Here is a 17,524-nt window from a genome sequence, read left to right on the forward strand (position 1 = left end):
TGCTGGTCCCTCCTGAACAGCTCCCCGTCTTGGAAATCCCAAACCAATCAGTCAAAACCTCTGTGTAGAGGTACTAGCCGATGAGGCCGTACCTTCGAAATGCATCGACGGTGTGTGCATCCTCGGTATTTCCGGCGCGCTGCATCATTGCGACCACACCACGGGGCTCACTGCCGAACGTCAGCCGAGATGCGACCAGGCGAATGGACTCTTGCTGAGTCGCTTGCTGGTCATGTCTTCGGACAATATTTAGACGATCGATTGCATCGTCTGACTGTCAGCCGCCAGGAGAATTTATGTCCGACACAAAATTCCTGACGTGTGAGAAGTGTCGGCATATTATCGTGGCGAGATCTCCGTCCGGACCCTGCGCAACTGGCGACCTCTGTGAATTGGACAACGCTTACATCAAGATTGGTAAAGCCGTGCTGTATCCGCTCGATGAGCTTAAGGCGTGGGACAAAAGCAATCTTGTCACGTGCCGGTTATCGAAAACATCGCTCGACCGAGCCAATGGAGCCTAATGGCGCAGCTCGCGAGCCGTTACCCAGCGAACGATCCCGGGCGTCATATAGACCAATGCGCCGCGAGGCGCGCCCGTGACCCGAAGGTAATCCTGAAGCTGTCCCGCATGGACGCGCATGTCTTTCGGACGGATCAACATCGCTTTTCCAATCGATAACAATGTCGGCACGATCGCCATCATAGGCGATGGCGTCGATCCGGCCGGCGAGCGCCTCGGGCGTAGACCGATCCTTAAGCAGGGCGTAGACCGGCCACTCAGGAATCAGCCGTTCACGCAACGCGGCGATGTCGGGCAGTTGTAAGGTTCGCCATGCGGTCGCGGCGATTTCATTGGCATCGGGAAGGATGGTGGTTTCGCCCGGCTCCACGACCAGTTCCGCGAGCAGTTCGCGAGCACGGGCGGCGAACCGCTCGACGTCCTCGGCCAGTTCGCCGGTCAACACTTCCTCCATGAGCTTGTGCAGGAGAAGTCCGCGAACATGGCCCGCACCGACCGGTATCTCAACCTCGGGGCAATCGCTCTGTTCGAGTGCGATCGCGTCAGTCATCGGCATCCGGTCCGGATCATGGTCGCTGGGCCGAATCCAGGTGAGCGGAACCGCGGCCGCTTCGATGACACGGTGCTCGGCGGCGAACAGCTCGGCTGTTTGCGTGTTGCGTGGCTCAGCGCTCGCCGTGCTTGGTCTTCCCGACATGCGTGACAAATCGAGCGTAGGCAACTCGTTCCATGCCATATCGACGACTCGTGCCCAGGATCTGCGTTCGGCTTGCGGCAATTCCGGAACAATGAGGAGCTCACGGGCGCGGGTGCAGGCCACATACCAGAGCCTTTCACGCTCGCGCATGAGGCTTTGGTCGTCGGTCTCAAGGGCAGCAAGGAGTTGATCAGCCAGTGTAGGGTGTCATCGTCGGATCGGTGCACGAACGGCTCGCGCGAGCGCAGCAACGTGGCAGAGTTGATCGGGATTACCACAGGCCATTCGAGTCCTTTGGCGCTGTGGATCGTGATGAGTTCGATCGCATCGCCTTCGGCATCGACACGGCCTTCGTTGTAGGCCGCGCCGATATGCCAGCCACGGCTGATGTCCCGGACGAACCGTTTGAGGCCTCTGAGACCATAGGGTCTCGCCCGCTCGAGCACCGCTTCGATGTTGGCGGCTGCCCGCGCGCTCCGATCGCCTTCCCGCGCAGCCAGGATCGGTCGCACCATCAGCCGTTCGGCGGCTTCCGCGAGCAGCAGCGCCGGTGTGGTCGCCCGTGCGCGACCATGCAGATCCTGCAGGATCAGCAATATGCGCCGCGCTGTCGGATGGATCACGTGATCGGCGTCTGTCATCAGCGAGAAGCGCGGGATGGCGTCGGGGCGCTCCTCGTGCGGCGGCAAGGCGGCCGTGATGTCCAGCAACTCTTCTTCGGTTAGTCCAACCAGGGGCCCCCGAAGCAAGGCGCCAAAGGCGAGAGAATCCCGGGCGTCGACCAGCACGCGCGCAAGCGCGACGAAGTCCTGTACCTCCTGGCGTCGGAAAAATCCCTTCCCGGCCTGGGAGGCGATCGGCAGCCCGCGAGCTTCAAGTGCACGCTCATAGCGCCAGAGCTCCGCGCCGGTCGGCGCCAAGAGCGCGATGCCGCCCGGAGCGAGCGGCACAAGATCGCCGTTATCGTTGCGGATGTTCACATTCCCGATTAATCGGGCGCAGAGATCGGCGACCGACTCGGCCTCGGCGTCGCGGATCTGTGCCGGGCGCGGATCGGGCGGCATCTCGATCGTGATCTTGGCGGCGCACGGCAATTCGTGGTCTGGCGGATCAATTGTCGGGGCGAGCGCGACATAACCTGGCTGCCCCTTTCCGGAAAGCGGAGCTGCGAAACAACGATTGACGTGCGTCAGGATCGCGGGGCGGGAGCGGAAATTGGCCGTGATCTGGACAACGTTGTCCGGCCAGCGCCGCCCGATGGCGCCGCGCGCCTCGCCATAGGAGCCCACGTCAGCGCCACGGAAGCGGTAGATCGATTGCTTGGGATCACCGACCATGAAAAGCGCCCCAGCGCGCAGGGGGCAATCCTGCCAGCGCGGTGCGTTGTCCTCAGCGGCGATCCGAAACAGGATCTCCGCCTGAATCGGATCGCTGTCCTGGAATTCGTCGACGAAGATGTGGCGATAGCGGCGTCCGAGCGCCCGACGCACGGCGTCGTAGCGGCGCACAAGCGAGCGTGCCCGCTCCAGAAGATCGTCGAAATCGAGGACGGCCGCCGCGCGCTTGAAGGCGGTGTAATCGGCCAGCACTTCGTCAAGTTCGCCAGAGAGCTTGGCGACGAGAGCATTGGCAATACGGCCGAGGATCACGCGGTAGCAGTGATCCACCCACGCAAAATGGCGGCTCGCCTCCTCGTTGAGCTTGGCGCCGCGTTCCCTGCCCGCGACCTTCTCCCAGGCTGTTTTCGTGCGAGGCGTCAACAGATCGAAGGTATGGCGCCGCATGCAGGGCAAGCGTACCGGATGAGCGAGCCGCCAGAGCGTCTCGAAGGCGGGCTGCGTCGCGAAGCTATTTGCGAAGTGGCCTGCGAGCGCCTCGAGCTGTTCGATCAGCTCGAGCGTCTTGGGCTCGGGCGGCTGTGCCCAGAGCCATCGCCGGAAGTCCCCGACCGCTTCGACGAGATCGATGTCGGGCCGGCCGCTCAGATCGGCAGTCGGCGGCCGCGCATCACGATGCTCCAGCCGAAAGCGCGCCAGCGCCTGCAGGGTCTCGACGACGTGACGCGGATCGTACCGGGATAGGGTTGCGATGGGGTCATCTGCCCGCAACGGTCCGTTCAGCCGACGCCTGAACCACTGTTCGAACACCGCCTCGAAGGTGGCCTCGGCTTGTGCTGCATCGAGAATGCGCGCGCCGGATCGATATCGGCCTCGACCGCGTAGCTGCCTATAATGATCTGACAGAAGGCATGAATCGTCGTGGCGGTCAGCTCGTCGAGCTTGCCAGCAGCCGCCGACAAGGCGGCATGTTGAGCCTTGTTCAGGCCCTCGGGTAAGGCTGGCCGTAGCGGCTCCGGCACGCGCCCGGCGAGGAGCTCGTCGACATAGCGATGGACGCGCGCGCCGAGGGCGCTCGCGGCAAGCTCGGTAAAGGTGATGGCTGCGATCGAGCCCGGTTCGGCACCGTGCGCGAGCAGCATCGTCACGCGCCCTGCCATAAGCGCTGTCTTACCCGTACCGGCTGCGGCTTCGACGAGCAACGTCGAGCCTATGTCCGTCAGCGCTCGCAGGCGCGCCGCGTGATCAGCCAGTTTTGTCATCGCGCGCTCCAGATGCGGGCGAAGTCGCCGAACGCCCTGGCGAGCGCCGCCTGCTTAACCTGGAAATAGATCGCCGACGCAGCCGGCAATGCCAAGCGGTATTCGTTCCACCCCTCACGCGCATCCGGACCGGGCAAGGTCACGCCCCGGCGCAGGAGATCGGCAGCGGCCAAGACATGAGCGCTAATATCGACGATGGCCTGGTCCACGTTGGGGAGCCTGTAAGGCTTCGGTTTATCGTCGCCGAGGAAGACCAGGCGGGCAATGATGCGCGGATTGTCCGGCACGAGCTGACGTGCCGCGAGCGCATAGAGCACGCGCTGCAGTTCGGCGCCGCCCCCGAGCACGATGTCGCCAGCCTTCGGCGGCTCTGCACCCGTCTTGTAATCGGAGACGCGCACGCCGTTGCGGACGCTATTGAAGTCGAGACGATCGATGCTGCCCCGGATACGCACATTGGTGCCGGGGATCATCACTTGCGCCGTAGGCCGCCAGAGCAGGTCGGCGGCGGCCGCGTCGTCTTCGTCGCGGCCGAAAGCCAATTCCGTCCAGCTGCGGGTGCTCGGCTGAAAGGCCTCATCGAGTGTCAGGGCTTTGAGTGCGAGATTGCGCGCCGCGGCGAGCGTGTGCTGCCATAAGAGCGGGGGCGGTACGGAGCGCGCAAGCGGCCATTGGACGCTGATCGCCGCCAAAGCGGCATCAAGCGCACCCTCAATCTCAAGCGGCGTGGCCCGCCCATAGCCCGGGTCGGGTTCGAGCGCATCGACAGCGCGTTTCAAAAGGTCGTGGACGAGCTCGCCATAGGCGCGTGCATCGAGCGAGAGCGGCTGTTCGTCTTCGACGAGCGACTGCCAACCAAGTGCATAGCGCCAGACGAAGGCCAATGGGTCGCGCAACATGAGGCGCATTGAGGTTGCCGACTGGATCTGATCGATCGCCCGCACGATGATCGGATCAGCGGCGCGCACCTGGCCGTCATGACGTGTCAGGGTGGGCTTTGCCCAATTTCGCCAACAGGCGTCGGCGGCGGCGATCGCGGGGATATCCGCCGCGTCTTCCGGTCTCGCCATCAACCGGTCAACTTCGCTGAAGGCGTGGCCTGGGATGCGCCCGTGTTTCAGCACGACGGTGGTCTGGTTATGCGGCACGAGCGGGCTTGCTGCCTGAAGACCGCCTTGAGCGTTGCGGCGGCTGTGCGAGAGTACGCATCCGCCAATTGCCTGGGCGGTGATCACGTCGAAGGCGCGACGATCCTGGTCGCTGATCGGATCGGTGTCGAATGCCTCGCGCGGCACGAGGTGCGCCGGCATGAGCGGATCTTCACGCGTGCGGCGGGGCCAGGATCGTGTGGTCATCCCGAGCAGCCGGACCCAAGGGCGAGGCGCGGCAGCAAGATGGCTTGCGGGGCACCAGACAGCACAGGCGCCGGGGTCACGGTGGTCGGGAACTCGCAGCTCCTGCAACGAGAATTCCAGCGCCTCTGGCGGCGCGCGGCGGAGCGCCTCCGTCCAGAGCGCCCGCGCCCCAGTGCCGAGCAACAGCTCGCCGGCCGCCGTAGCGGCCTGTGGTCCCCCCGGTGAGACGTTCGAGGACTGGAAGCAGCAGGGGACGAACATCGATCCCATCGGTGCGGCGATGATGCGCGTCATCGAGCGCGCGCCGCCACTGATCGAGCTCGAATAGCGCGGCACCGGGCTGCAGGCCCTGCGCCCAGGTCGGCGGAAGATCTTCAAGTCCGCGGCCACGTCCGGCCGCGTGCCCAAAGAGCCGGCGCACACGATCTTGGCTGAGCCCGTTCAGCAGTACATCGGCGAGCGCAGCGCAGGCCTGGCCTTCACGTGAGGCTAGCGCTGGCACGCCATGTGAGAAGTGTAAGGGCAGGTCCGCGTCGGTCGCGAGGACCAGCATGTCGTTGTCCCATTGCTCTGTCGCTGTGGCGCAGATGGCGATTTCTTCCGGGCGGGCGCGGCCGGAGGATACGAGCTCGCGCAGCCAGCGCAGCGCCTCGACGACTTCGGCACGCGGCGCGGCACACGAGACGATCTCGGCCGCGGCCGGGTCCGGTCGCGCCTGCACGTCGACCTCGCCAGGGAACCAGGCGACATCGGTTGTGCCAGGATCGCCCCAGGTGAGCCGAACCCATCGGGCAAGTGCGTTCAAGAGCGGTCGCCACACCGGCGGCACGCGGACGACGCGATCGAGCTCGACATCGCCGAGAGCCACAGGCGCAAGGCCCACGCGCTGCAGGGCGAGATCGCGCAGGTCACGAGGGGTCAGAATGCCGGCGGGCAGATGGGCGCGGACGTGGCTCTCAATCCTCGCAAGGTCCTGGAGTCGGGCGCTGCCATCGACGCGGTCCGTCAGGGCGAAGTCGGCGTTCCACGCGCGAGAGAGTGTCCAGGCAACGGACCGCGTCATGCCCGGAAGCTCGCGGATGCTCTCCAGATCGACAAAGCCGCCTGCCTCGAGCGCCATTCGGATGACGGGATCGAAATCCTGCGAGCGCGCCGGCCGCGCAAAGCCGCCCGCCAAGCGCGCGGCAAGCTGGGGCAAGGTCATGATTTGCACGCCGGCCTCGGCGCGCCGGGCAGCAACGATCCGGCGCATGCGGAACGCGAGCGGCCCCTCGACGATGATTGTACGACGCTTCATGGATGGGGCGCGTTCACAGCGAGGATTGGGGCCTCTGGGTCGAGTTCTTCCTGCTCCAACATTTTTGCGCCCTCGGTTCCAAGCCAGCGAGCCAGTTCGCCGATTTCCCCGGGTCGCCCTGCGAGCCGCTCGAGCCCCTTGCGCGATTGCAGTCGCGACCCCAGCGATGCCGCCAGCGCCGCATCCATTTGATGCAGGCGAAGCCGAAGCCCGAATGTGTCCTCGAGATGCGCCGCTATTCGCAGTCCCCCGGCGTCGATGTCTCCCCAATGATACAGCGGGGTATCTGAGGCCATGCGGCGGGCGACGCCAACGAGGTGCGCCATGCTCGACAGGACATCGCGGGCCGGAAATCCGTCAGTCAGAAGGGCGAGATAGTTGCCTGCGACCTCCGTACTGTAGCGCCAAAAGCTGGTCGGATTCTCGATGGTGATGATGTACTCGACCGTGTGGGCCAACGTCGCCTGCCGGACCGCCTCCCATGGCAAACCGATGAAGATGTCACCGGTACCACCGATCCGCAGTGCCTCTGATGACAAACGAAGCGGACCTTTGACCTGCAGGAGATGCGCGCGGCGAACGATACCGCTGGCTTCCAGGATTTCGCGCGGCTCCTCGCCGGCCAGACCCGGATCGTGCCGCTTGAGCAGTTGCGCCACTCGCCCCTCCGAGCGCTCCAGCGCTTTACTGTCCTTCACAATTCGCCGCGAGAATGTGCGGTGATCGACATCGCCGCCCGACAGGTGCATAATGCCATGCGACAACTTGAGGACGACAATCAACGTCTCGGCTTGTGCCGGTGAGAGGCCGAGAAAGCTCTTGTTGGCCTTCCAGGCGTCGATCGCTTCCTGTTCGATGTCCCGGAAGTACGGTTCTGCAAGAATCTGCGGAATCGCGGCACTGATGAGCTGATGCGCGTTGTCCGCAATCGTGGTTGCCGGCGCTCTCACCAAAAACGCATACAGCCGGTCTGGATCGATCAGACGAATGCGTGCAAACTCACCCGTAAACCGGCCAAGACGCGCCTGCTCCAAGGCGATACCGCCAGTGCGCTCCGCATCGCGGAGGACGCGGTGGAAATCGTCCTGAGCGGCTGGACCGCCGACCGTGGTGTAATCGATCGGTTGTGTAATATCGCGCACACGTGCACGCGGCGCCTCGAAGCGGTCGAGCAGCAGGTTGAGCAGCGCCTCGGCGGGATTCTGGCTATTCTGCTGCATCTCTCCGCTCCTCGAGGACGCGTTCCTCGAAGTAGCTGCGCGGCTTATGCATCGGGTTCTCCCTCTGCAGAAGCGCGTGCGCGTCACGATGGAAGTGCTGCGGCGTCGCCTTAATCGCGCGGCCTACCCGAATAATGGAGATCAAGGTATCGAAAGTTTCCTGGTAGAGCGCCTGGTGGGTTTTCGGCGCTGCCATGACGAGCTGCAGTCCGAGACCGTGATAGAACTGAATGATCTTGTAGATGTTGTCGGGATCGAGCTTCTCGAACGCCTCGTCCATTAGCAACAGCGCAGATTGTGGTGGTGCATCCTTGCTGCCACCGAGATGATTGAAGTAGGCGGAGGCCGCTGCAACTCCGAGGCAGATGTAGAACGGAACGAACTTCTGTCCTCCACTGGCTTTGCCGCGGCGCTGCTCAAGGTCGGAAATCTTGCGATAGCCGTTTTCCGGATCGCAGATGTCGATGCTAAAACGAAAGTAACTCCGATAGTCCGCAAGTTCGCGGAGCCGGCGGCGATGCTGCGCATCATCACCGTTCTCCACCGTGAGCATTTCGATCAGCTCCTTGATTTTCACCTGATCGGGATCATTTGGATCCGGATTGGTCTGCATCAGCGCGGTCGCTTTCGGCGCCACGATGTCGAGCCGATCGATTAAATAGCGGACCGTCTCCTTGTCCTGATCACGCTCTTGCCGGATCTGGTAGACCTCGCCCATAAAGACCCTGCTGCGCAGCGCTCGGTTCAGATCGTCCTTGATGCGATCGACCGCGTCGATGTTGGCCCTAAGGCGGCTCAGGAAGTCATGCACCATGGTCTCGACCAGGGCGGCGACGGCTTTGTCGACCTGATTCTTGAAATTGCGCAAGATCGTTTGGGTCAGCTCGCGATGTCGCAAGTCGATCCAGTCGTAGACGGTTGTCGTTTGCTCGGTCGCGACGAACTCAGTCCACTCGAAGCCCGGATACTGATCCGGATTCGCCTGCACGTAGTCTTGGATCGCGGCATTGAGCCTCGCGACGCGCTGGGTCGGCGCCTTGTCCTTGAGGAGGGATTCAAAATGAATGCGGACTTTGGCAGGATGATCTCGAACGGCGCGCTCCTTTAAGTACGCGGCACGGGCGCGCCGGGCAAAGGCTTCAAGGCCAATGGGAGGATCGTGCCTCCGCCGTCGACGCTCGAACGGCGGAAATGCCTCGCGAGCCCGTTCGGCGGCTACTTTTGCACTCTTTGTGTTCTCATCCACGGCACCTTGTCGTTTTCCGATCGCGCCGATCAGGTCTTTTTCTTTATCCTCCTCTTCTTTCCTTTCCTGCTTGTATTGGGCGAGCAATTGCTCGATCTCACGCTTTTCCTCCATCACGCCCTGCGGCAATTCGGCCTCGAGGTCGCGAATGAGCTCCGTCTGCCGCTGGCTCTCACGGTCGGCGGCTTCGATTTTCTCGAGCAGCTGCATCGCGCCGTCGCGGTTGGTGATCAGAGTGGACTCTGCGCGCTTGATGGCCTCGAGAACGGCGAATGATCGGCGTTCACTCTCGCGTGCCGCATGCAGCTTCGTCTCGAGCTCTCGCTGCTGTAGAGTGAGTTGGGCGATCTGCTGATCGCGCACGGACTTGCCCAAGCGGGGAATCTGCTTGAGCTGGCGATACTCGATGCCGCGACCATGGGCGTACTTGCCATCGGCCGATGCGGCCAGATCGCCCTTGCGGATATCATTTGCCGAGCGCGCGCGAATGATCCGGCCGAGCCGCACGTTGAGGAACGCGCGCGCATACAGATTGTCCGTGACGACCGCCTCGGCCAGAGTGTCCGGCCGGACATTCTGATCTTGTGGCAGCATGTTCTCCGATTGGATCAGCTTCGCCTTCGTTGCCTTGTAGTTACTGTCAAAATGACGATAAGCCTGATCCATAAAGCGCGGCTCGATGATGACGGCGTCGGCCCAGTCACCGAGGATCGATTCGATGATAGCGCGCCATTCCGAAATGGCCGGTGCGATGTCGGCGACTTCCGACAGGCTTTGCGCCGGCACACGCATCTTCGCCATGTCGGCCAAGAAGTCCTGCGTGTCCTTGGACATGTAGGTGCCGCCCGACTGCAGATTCTTCAGAATGCGCTCTTGCTCCTCGAATTCCTTCGCAAGGCTTGCCTTGGCAGCAGCGGCGTTCTGGTAGCGCTGGTCGAGCTGGAGGCGGGCGTCCGATAGCTGGGGCACGGCCGCCACGACAGTCGCGATGTGCTTGGGGGATTTGGGCCAGGTGACCTCGTAGACGCCGAGTAGGCTAGACGTCAGGCGCGATGCAAAATCTGCGATGCTCGCAAAATTGCTTGGAAGCGCGGAGCTGGTCGCGGCTTCGCGCAACGCACTGAGGGCATCGAAAATCGACTTTGCCTCGATATTGCCGGCCTTCCGGATGGCATCCTGGCTGTTCTTTTCGGCCAGAGCTTTCTCGATCTGCTTATACGCTGGCGTTCCGTCGATCTGGTCCTTGAGTGTCTCCAATCGGCGCCGGATCTGCTCGATCGTTTCCTCGAGCCTCTCCTGATAAGATCTCGTGCTGTCGAGCTGCTCCTGCATCGCAGCGATCTCTTGGCGCTGTTTGGCAATAACGGCGCCGTATCGATCGTATTCCGCACGTTGGGCAGCGTAGCTCCACATCCTGCTGTTGAACTGGTCCTCCATGACGCGCTCGCATGCGGAGCGGATCGTCTCGACAGTCTTGATCTCCGCTTCGACACGCGCGATGGTTTTCTGCATGTCGCGCCAGGTGTTGTAGCGCGCTTGAAAGGTCTCGATTTCGATCGGGAGATCATCGAGCAGAAAGCGTTTGACGAATTCGGTGACGCTCGTGATTTGCCCGATATCAAACGAAAGCGCCTGCCGCAGCGCGGCGCGTGCACGATCCGGATCGAGCTGAGTCCCGCGAGCATTCGCGTTGATAATCGCGTAGAGATGCCGCAAGAACGCCTGGCTTTTCTGTCGCTGAAAGGTCTGAATGTCGCGGCCTTTGCGCCGTTGCTCATCGAGGAAGGTTTGCCACGCCTTCTCTTCAAAGCCCTTGGGCTTCGGATGGACGAAATCGGCGAAACGAAGGATCTCGCCCTCGACGATGAAGAGGCCAAGGACGTTCTCCTCGCTGAGGGACGCTTTGGCCTCGAGACAGACGCCGGCCGTGCAACGACGTGACCCGTCGGAGGCCTCGAATCCCAAGGCGATGTATGTCAGACAGGCATCTCGCTGATATCCTTCTCCGTCGTCGAGAAGGCCGAGACAGGCCTCGCGTACCGTTCTGGTGCTGCGCCCTCCCTCCGAGACACGACTGTTGAGGTCGAGGTAACGCCTGTTCATGCCCGTCATGACAATCTGGACGGCGTCGAGTAGAACCGACTTGCCGGACCCGTTTCCACCGAGGAAGACAGCATTGCCGCGATCAGCAATGGGGAAATCCTGCGCGTAGAGGTAGAAATTGACGGTTGCGATGTTCCGCAACACGAAAGCCGGAATCATGATGGCGATGTCTCCGGGTCACTGTCTGAGTTGTCGTCTGCGGCGTCATCTCCGCTATCGATCGTCTCGGCATCCGCGCGGACCGACTGGCCCGCCCAGACTTCGATGCGGGCCAAGAATGAGCCATCGACCACCTCGGTGATGGTGGGGCGGATGAGGACGTCGGCTGAAACTTGAAGAGAATGGTTCTGATCGAACGCGACCAGACCTTTGCGCTTGAACGTTGTCAGAATGGACCGCAATTCGCCCGGCTTGAGGGTTCGAGATCCCATCGAGGAGAAGACGGTCTGAATCTCCTCTTCTTCGACAAGGATCTGCGCACTCGAGTCGACGAAATAGCCCTTCTCGGCACCTTCATTGTAAAGCAGGCGAAGACAAAGGAGAACGATGGTTTCTTGGGTCGGCACCCGCGCATTGTTGTAGGCGACCGGACTGACATATCCGCCATAGCCCCAAGTATCGTTGAAGATGAATCTGAAGCCGAAGCTCGCGAACAGGTCCTTGAAGTAGTCGAGGTTGCTCGCGATGCGGTCGAAGTGAGCTGCACCGCCGAAGTCACCACGAGCGACGAACTGCCGATGCAAGAGCCGATTGGCCGTCTCCGTTAGCTGCTCGGCGCTGAAATTGGGATCCTGGGCGGCTTGCCTGGTCGCCCACCGCGAGAAGTAGGTCATGCTCTGGCCTGCCTGCGGCGCAGCAGGACGCCGGGTCCGGAAACAAATCGGTTTGTGGTGCGAGAAGCGTTCGGACGGACCTCGAACTCGGGGTTCGATGCGAGTGCGCCGGCCCGCGCCTCGTACAGAATCGCAATGTCGCGCGCCGATTGCGGCTCAAACTGGTCGAGGTCGAAGAAGCTACCATCGTCCGGCATCAGCATCCGCATGCGTTCGGCGACCGCATGCGGGCTGACGTCCATGGCGGCGACGTAGGCGTCGATCATCTGCTCGCGCATGACGTCGGCGGGATCAACCATCTTCGGCTGGCGGGTCTGGGGTTCGACGGGTTCGCGCGCCTTCTTGGGCAGCGCTAGGGTAGCGGTCGAATAGGGAACCGGGATGTCCACGAGTGGCGTCACGGATTCGGTCTTGCCACAGCTCCATTGCGCAAAGGTGAGCCGGATGGCGTCGCGCAACCGCTCTTCCCGGACGTTTCGCGCCGTCTCCTGGTAGCGCACGGTGGTGGCGATCCGGCGCTCAAGCCTGTGCGAAAAGCGGTCAATGACATCGAGTTTTTCTCCGAGATTAGCGAACACGTCACGGATTCGCGTCAGATCCTGGATGATTTGGGATGCGGCCGTGGTGATGTCGGCGACCAATCCTTGATCCGCAAGCGCGACGGCGGCGCGTGCAATCTGACCCTCATCATTGATAAACCGCTCGGTGTTCGTCTGGATGCTGCGCTGGAAGCGCATCGGGTTGTATGCAGATGCCTTAAGCGCGCGGTAGTTCTCCAACAGGATCTTCTCGACGAAGCGCTCCATGAACTTGGCCAATAAATCCGCCAAGCCTTCGGACCGCATGAGATTCTCCTCAATGCGGTGAAGCGACGTCAGGACGCCGTCAATCGAGCGCCGCAGCTGCACGGCCTGGCGGCGCGCACTGGCGATGTTCATGACTTTGCCAGCAGGGTCCTGGTAGGCTGCGATGACGCCGCTGTCGATCAGGCTGGCCTCAGCCGAGATATCGACCTTAAGCTCCTCTTTGAGTGTAATTAGAGAGGAGAACAGAGCGTGAGCCTCGCGAGGCATGTAGACCTCGGTGGCCTTTCGGTTCGCCACCTCCATAATCCAGCCGTCGTCGCGCAAGCGGCCATAGACGACGTGCTCGGCCGTTTCTGGGGTGGGGTTGACCTCGTCCTCGTCAGTGATGGTCCGGAAGTCCGGATTGTCCAAGACTTGCCGAATGAGCTGCAACACCTCGGCTTTTTTGGGTGCGAACGCAAAGTCATCGAAGAACTGCTCAAAGATGGTTTCGAGGACCGCGACGTTGCGGACATGCGCCGACGAGGACAGCATGCGAAACAGCGTGTGAGGAATGACATCAAGAAAGCTCATCTTGCTCTTCCAACAGGCCATGGCCGGCTATAGGATAAGTTAACACAAATCGAACAAATGGCTCCATGCCCCGTCCGCAGAAATATACGGATTCCGAAATTGTGGCGGCCGTGCAAGCATTGATTGCAGAGGGCGGGGAAATCAATCCATTGCGGATGCGGTTGGGAGGGGGCAATGTGAGCCGGATCAAGGCCGTCATCACGAAACTGCCGCGGCAGGAGCCGCCCGCCACCCACCCTCCGGCCTGCCGCAGACGCTGGTGCGCGAGTTGAAGCAGGTGACCGCACAGACTTCCCAGCAGATCCTATCGGTTGTCGGCAGGTATTTTGCAAGCGCACTCGCCGGGGCGGCCAATCCCGCGCGGGAGGAAACAGCAAGGCTGCGTCAGCAGATCGAAGGTCTCGAGATGGAGGCGCGGGCCTCCTCCGGAAGGCTGGCCGAAGCCGAAGCTCAGCGCGAAGAGATAGATCGGGTTGTGAAGAAGCTCGACAAAGAGAAGGCCGACCTTGCGCAGAATCTCGGAAGCCTGCAATCGGCTCTGCGCAATGCGGAAAGCGATCTTCGCGCCGCACAGCGCATGATCGACAGCTTCGAACGCAATCGGCGTGAAGACCGGGACGAAATCCGCAGCTTGCAAAACCGGATTGAGGCCTTAGTTGGGGAAATCGGGACCTTTAAGACGAAAGCACCCGGCGGTCAGCAAAAGGCTCGCGCGCGCGGCGTGACCTCCTCAGGCTCCCGCCCACGCTGAGTGCGAGCATTCGTGAGACGCCCACGTGGAAGTCAAGCATGCGTCCGGACCGGCGAAACGGTCGCGGCGTGCGAAATTTTGTATATGTATTTCGGACAGGTCATGTGTCCTCTGTCCGAAAAGAACTACAATTTCGGACATGATCCGCCACTCGCCCGATCTCTCAAGACAGCCATGCTCGAGCGCATCCATGCGACGCCGCACAAAATCTGAAAGCTCAGTGACTTCGTCGACCTCGCCTCGCCGGACGCCGTCGATAAGACGCTGCAGCGGGTGACGAAGGCCGAACCCCTCAGGCGGATCGACCGCGGGCTTTACGATCAGCCCCGGTTCAACAAGCTCACCCAGAACCTACCCGCCGATCCGCGCTCGGTCATCAACCCCGTTGGACGACGTGACCAAGCGCGGACGCTTTTCGACGGCATGACCGCGCCGAACGATCTGGCCCTGACTGACGCCGCCCCGGCTAAAATCGTGGTGCACACCGACGCCCGTCGGCGCGATCAAGCTCGCTAACGCGACGATCACCTTTCGTCGGAGCGCAGCCAGCACGCTGATCCGGCCGGGCGAGGCGGCATGCGCGTCGTCCAAGCGCTTCATTGGCCGCGCCATCTCTTGGCTCGTGAAGGCGAGAGCGATCAAGTCAAGCGCAAGCTGCCAAGCTTTTTGAGGATTCCACCGCGGGGCCGCCGCTCAAACCGATCTCACTGCCGGCATGTCGGCTCTGTCGGCTCTCCCGACATGGATGCTGCCGTTTTTGAAGCCGCTCATCGAAGCTGATGCCGGCATTCGTCCTCGTCGACTATATCCGAAAACTGTAAGACGAAGACCGCAATCCATGCACTCAAACCTCGAAGTCGCGGGTCTGGTTGCGCTGGGTGATTGTGTCGAGGTGATATTCGAGCGTCGCATTATTGAGAACGTAAGATGCGCGGTCCTAGGTGTCTGAGTAGTACTCAGGCCAAAGCTTTCTCATGAAGCCGGACGGCGGGAGCTTGCCCGCTTGTTTTGAAGTTGGGCTCGGAGACAATTCGTCGCTCATTCCAGAACATTAACAGAACGCCATCTTCGGTCGGCCAAAAAATGCGCGAATCTTGATCGCTGTGCACGCACTGATTGTTGGCCATTCATGCGGGGGGCGTCCCACGAGATCGTGGTTTCCTCTTTTTCCGTCTTCAGATGGCCGGTCCGGATGGCGGTCGCTGTCTGACATCGCGCGATCCAAGCCTTTTACGGCGAAGCTCCAATTCCGCGTGCCGCTGGGTAGCCTTTCGGTCCTGCAGAGCCTTAAGACCGGCCCTGGGCCACTCAATACAGGCCGCGCCGCGCGCTGGCCCCCATTCGCCGCGGAAGCCAACGCAGACCTGCCGGTTGTGCCGGAACTCGCATTTCAGCGTGAGCGCCTCGTTCAATTTCTTCTATTGGCTGCTCAGTGCCAGCGTCGTTCGTCAGTTGGTTTGCCGTAGCGGATGGGGGCTGGGCGGTCGCAGGGCCGGCCCCTCGGTCATTCTCCGAAGAGATCTTTCTGTCGCTGGCGCCAAGCGGCATCTTCCTCCTCACGCGCAGCGTGCTGCTGTTGGTTGGTAGTGTTCTCCGCCGCTTTACGAACAGGACCGCCCTCTCCTCCTCTGACATCGGCTCGGGCCAGGGCTGAACCCAGAGACGCGCGCGCCATTCTCAAGGAAGAGAGTGAAGCTCGTTCATCGCTTTACGATGTACTTCAATGCCCTGGCCAGGTCATGGCCGCGCGAGAGCCTGGCGAGCAGCTCACAGATGCCCGCTACATCGGCGTGGGCAAGAGCAAGTTCGACGAGATTGCCGGTGAGGGCCGCATGCCACGCCCCAAGCGCGGTAATTTGCGACGGCTTACGGCTTGACACGACAACCTCCGATTTGTCTGAGGAAAGGTGTCGAATCCGCTTGATCGGATGAAAGGAAAAACAGCGGCCTGATGTTGCCGCCGCGGCGGCCGCAAACCTGGGAAACGAACCGCGGCTGCAAGTCCGATAGCCGCACGCGGTCCGATCACTGCGCGGTGTCAAGCACCACGCACGCCGCAGACGCCTATGGAGGCCCGCCGCGGCGCAGGATACGGCTGATCATCCTCGCTACCTGTCCGGATTGCGTTAGCTCTGCGGCTGAACTCTAAGTCGTCGAGACGATCTCCCAGCTTCGACTGCGCGACCAACCACCGCGGTTGCTTGCCTCGACCTGTCCAGACCTCTGACGGCTGATCGGATTCGGTATTTTGGCGATGCCGGCGGGCATGACGACTCGCTGATTCCAATTTCAGGCGCTCGTCTAAGCACAGCTTTCCTGCTGGATTTCTCCTGCAAGACTTAAGAGACCTCAACGTGCAACGTCCGGAGGTCATCAACATTCATCCGCTCCAGTTGGGCTCGTTTCACGACGTTCGTCCAGCCCGGCGACGATGCTAATGTATCACCCGGCTAGCTTTGGTCGTCATCTGTTCCCGGTGAGCTTTGAATTCCGCTAGGAGCTTTTCGGGATCTAGAGTTTCCGCCCGTCTGACCTGCTCTCTGAGCCAAAGCAGCTCGGCAAACTGTTCGCGTAGATCGGGCGCGCACTGCTGCAAAATCAGCCGTTGTCTCTTTGAGGTTCGGACGTTCTGCCTCACTTGCCCCCTGCACACACGCAATGCTGGTATTTTAGTCCTTTTTCCCCGCAATAGTCCACCAATCAGGAACGCAAATGGCGTGAATACCGGTGCTTCCCGGTGTTGGCACCCGAGGCCCAGCGCTGGGGCCAGCCTTCACGGCACGACCGCAGATACCACGTTACTAAATAGCGCTCGATTTCTTGAAATGCACACGAACGGCCACCATCCCCTCACCAAGCAAAGTACCATCATTGACGCCTTCTGCGTCCGCAGCTCCGTCTGATCGTTACACTATTTGAATTTCACGGCGCCTGTGGGGACCCTTCCCCAACCCCGACGGCCCCGATCGGCTCGCGGCCAGTACATACGATGCCGCCGCCTTCGTGACGACACAGATTATCTCCAACATTCAGGGCACCGATGCTAACGACAACATCGGGGCGAGACTCGTGATCGCGCAAGCCAATGAATCGAACTGCCAGATCACTTCGGCTTCGCTTAGTTGTAGCGGCCACACCTATACGGCCACCCCGGGCATTTCTCACTTCAAACTATACTGGCCCAATCGCGGTCGTGGTCCTGAACGGGAGGGACGACGAATCGGGCTATGTTGGCCTCGCCCTCACCGCCGAGAACATCGAGCTCAAGCAGCTGAAGAGCTTCGGCGGCTTTGCCAATTTCGACGCGGTGGTGGCGGCTCCGGCGACAGCATGCGACGGACTATGTTTTTCCCAATGCGGTCGAGGGCTTAAGGGCCTCGGTCACATAGAAGTAATCGGCCCCCAGCAATGGGGCGCTCCCCTGCCACCAAGCTGTTTTGAAGTGGACCCCGGATTTTGGACCAGCGGCTTAGGTGGTGCGGATGCCGTTCCGTTTTGATAAACGGAGCGGACCATGAAGA

General features: G+C 61.6%; 14 protein-coding genes and 2 pseudogenes. 4 read left to right on the forward strand and 12 right to left on the reverse strand.

The genetic code is table 11. The features are described 5' to 3' along the window. Window positions 1-296: 296 nt before the first annotated feature. Window positions 297-524 (forward strand): annotated as a pseudogene (locus tag AC5ZG5_RS43905) (DNA-binding protein). Here the strand turns inward: AC5ZG5_RS43905 and AC5ZG5_RS43910 are convergent. From AC5ZG5_RS43910 to AC5ZG5_RS43940, 7 genes are all read right to left on the reverse strand, one after another. Then, the gene (locus tag AC5ZG5_RS43910; RefSeq protein WP_456646870.1) at window positions 486-1,073 is read right to left on the reverse strand and encodes a PD-(D/E)XK nuclease family protein; all 588 of its coding nucleotides are present in this window, start codon (window positions 1,071-1,073) and stop codon (window positions 486-488) included. The pseudogene AC5ZG5_RS43905 and the gene AC5ZG5_RS43910 sit on opposite strands and share 39 nt — an antisense overlap. Beyond that, window positions 1,070-3,328, reverse strand: a complete 2,259-nt coding sequence (locus AC5ZG5_RS43915) for a UvrD-helicase domain-containing protein (protein WP_456646869.1) — start codon at window positions 3,326-3,328, stop codon at window positions 1,070-1,072. The genes AC5ZG5_RS43910 and AC5ZG5_RS43915 overlap by 4 nt, the downstream gene beginning before the upstream one ends. 8 nt (window positions 3,329-3,336) lie before the next feature. Next, window positions 3,337-3,819: a UvrD-helicase domain-containing protein gene (locus AC5ZG5_RS43920; protein WP_456646868.1), complete on the reverse strand. Its 483-nt coding sequence runs from the start codon at window positions 3,817-3,819 to the stop codon at window positions 3,337-3,339. Beyond that, window positions 3,816-5,129 (reverse strand): PD-(D/E)XK nuclease family protein, encoded by a 1,314-nt coding sequence (locus AC5ZG5_RS43925; RefSeq protein ID WP_496165535.1) that lies wholly within the window; start codon window positions 5,127-5,129, stop codon window positions 3,816-3,818. The genes AC5ZG5_RS43920 and AC5ZG5_RS43925 overlap by 4 nt, the downstream gene beginning before the upstream one ends. A 121-nt stretch (window positions 5,130-5,250) precedes the next feature. Next, window positions 5,251-6,471: a PD-(D/E)XK nuclease family protein gene (locus AC5ZG5_RS43930; RefSeq protein ID WP_456646866.1), complete on the reverse strand. Its 1,221-nt coding sequence runs from the start codon at window positions 6,469-6,471 to the stop codon at window positions 5,251-5,253. Next, a complete protein-coding gene (locus tag AC5ZG5_RS43935) occupies window positions 6,468-7,778 on the reverse strand; it encodes a Wadjet anti-phage system protein JetD domain-containing protein (protein ID WP_496165536.1) in 1,311 nt (436 codons plus the stop codon). The genes AC5ZG5_RS43930 and AC5ZG5_RS43935 overlap by 4 nt, the downstream gene beginning before the upstream one ends. Beyond that, a complete protein-coding gene (locus tag AC5ZG5_RS43940; protein ID WP_456646872.1) occupies window positions 7,678-10,053 on the reverse strand; it encodes an SbcC/MukB-like Walker B domain-containing protein in 2,376 nt (791 codons plus the stop codon). The genes AC5ZG5_RS43935 and AC5ZG5_RS43940 overlap by 101 nt, the downstream gene beginning before the upstream one ends. Before the next feature lie 228 nt (window positions 10,054-10,281). Here AC5ZG5_RS43940 and AC5ZG5_RS43945 point away from each other — a divergent pair, with 228 nt between their 5' ends. After that, window positions 10,282-10,878 carry a hypothetical protein gene (locus tag AC5ZG5_RS43945; protein ID WP_456646873.1) on the forward strand — a complete coding sequence of 199 codons (597 nt, stop codon included), beginning with the start codon at window positions 10,282-10,284 and terminating at the stop codon, window positions 10,876-10,878. 168 nt (window positions 10,879-11,046) lie between these two features. On the opposite strand, the pseudogene AC5ZG5_RS43950 reads toward AC5ZG5_RS43945, so the two are convergent. From AC5ZG5_RS43950 to AC5ZG5_RS43960, 3 genes and pseudogenes are all read right to left on the reverse strand, one after another. Beyond that, a pseudogene (locus AC5ZG5_RS43950) lies at window positions 11,047-11,199 on the reverse strand (ATP-binding protein); the annotation flags it as partial. Then, complete coding sequence (locus AC5ZG5_RS43955; protein WP_456646864.1) at window positions 11,196-11,783, reverse strand: DUF4194 domain-containing protein; 588 nt, start codon at window positions 11,781-11,783, stop codon at window positions 11,196-11,198. The gene AC5ZG5_RS43955 and the pseudogene AC5ZG5_RS43950, both read right to left, overlap by 4 nt. An 86-nt stretch (window positions 11,784-11,869) precedes the next feature. After that, the gene (locus AC5ZG5_RS43960; protein WP_456646863.1) at window positions 11,870-13,252 is read right to left on the reverse strand and encodes a Wadjet anti-phage system protein JetA family protein; all 1,383 of its coding nucleotides are present in this window, start codon (window positions 13,250-13,252) and stop codon (window positions 11,870-11,872) included. A gap of 259 nt (window positions 13,253-13,511) precedes the next feature. Between AC5ZG5_RS43960 and AC5ZG5_RS43965 the strand changes: the two genes are divergently transcribed. Then, window positions 13,512-14,003, forward strand: coding sequence for a hypothetical protein (locus tag AC5ZG5_RS43965; RefSeq protein WP_456646862.1), 492 nt, complete (start codon window positions 13,512-13,514; stop codon window positions 14,001-14,003). A gap of 273 nt (window positions 14,004-14,276) precedes the next feature. After that, window positions 14,277-14,519 (forward strand): DUF6088 family protein, encoded by a 243-nt coding sequence (locus tag AC5ZG5_RS43970; RefSeq protein ID WP_456646861.1) that lies wholly within the window; start codon window positions 14,277-14,279, stop codon window positions 14,517-14,519. 1,184 nt (window positions 14,520-15,703) lie between these two features. Here the strand turns inward: AC5ZG5_RS43970 and AC5ZG5_RS43975 are convergent. Together AC5ZG5_RS43975 and AC5ZG5_RS43980 are read right to left on the reverse strand one after the other, a co-directional pair. After that, window positions 15,704-15,883 (reverse strand): hypothetical protein, encoded by a 180-nt coding sequence (locus AC5ZG5_RS43975; protein ID WP_456646860.1) that lies wholly within the window; start codon window positions 15,881-15,883, stop codon window positions 15,704-15,706. A 158-nt stretch (window positions 15,884-16,041) separates the two neighbouring features. After that, on the reverse strand, window positions 16,042-16,383 hold the full coding sequence (locus AC5ZG5_RS43980; RefSeq protein ID WP_456671300.1) for an H-NS family nucleoid-associated regulatory protein: 342 nt from the start codon (window positions 16,381-16,383) through the stop codon (window positions 16,042-16,044). Between the last annotated feature and the right edge of the window lie 1,141 nt (window positions 16,384-17,524).

The organism is Bradyrhizobium sp. Ses1 (assembly GCF_059512365.1).

Excerpts from the sequence above, each read along its gene's own strand:
- AC5ZG5_RS43920 (WP_456646868.1), bottom strand. The coding sequence starts at position 3,819 with ATGACAAAACTGGCTGATCACGCGGCGCGCCTGCGAGCGCTGACGGAC.
- AC5ZG5_RS43930 (WP_456646866.1), bottom strand. The coding sequence starts at position 6,471 with ATGAAGCGTCGTACAATCATCGTCGAGGGGCCGCTCGCGTTCCGCATG.
- AC5ZG5_RS43910 (WP_456646870.1), bottom strand. The coding sequence starts at position 1,073 with ATGACTGACGCGATCGCACTCGAACAGAGCGATTGCCCCGAGGTTGAG.
- AC5ZG5_RS43960 (WP_456646863.1), bottom strand. The coding sequence starts at position 13,252 with ATGAGCTTTCTTGATGTCATTCCTCACACGCTGTTTCGCATGCTGTCC.
- AC5ZG5_RS43925 (WP_496165535.1), bottom strand. The coding sequence starts at position 5,129 with ATGCCGGCGCACCTCGTGCCGCGCGAGGCATTCGACACCGATCCGATC.
- AC5ZG5_RS43980 (WP_456671300.1), bottom strand. The coding sequence starts at position 16,383 with ATGTTGATGACCTCCGGACGTTGCACGTTGAGGTCTCTTAAGTCTTGC.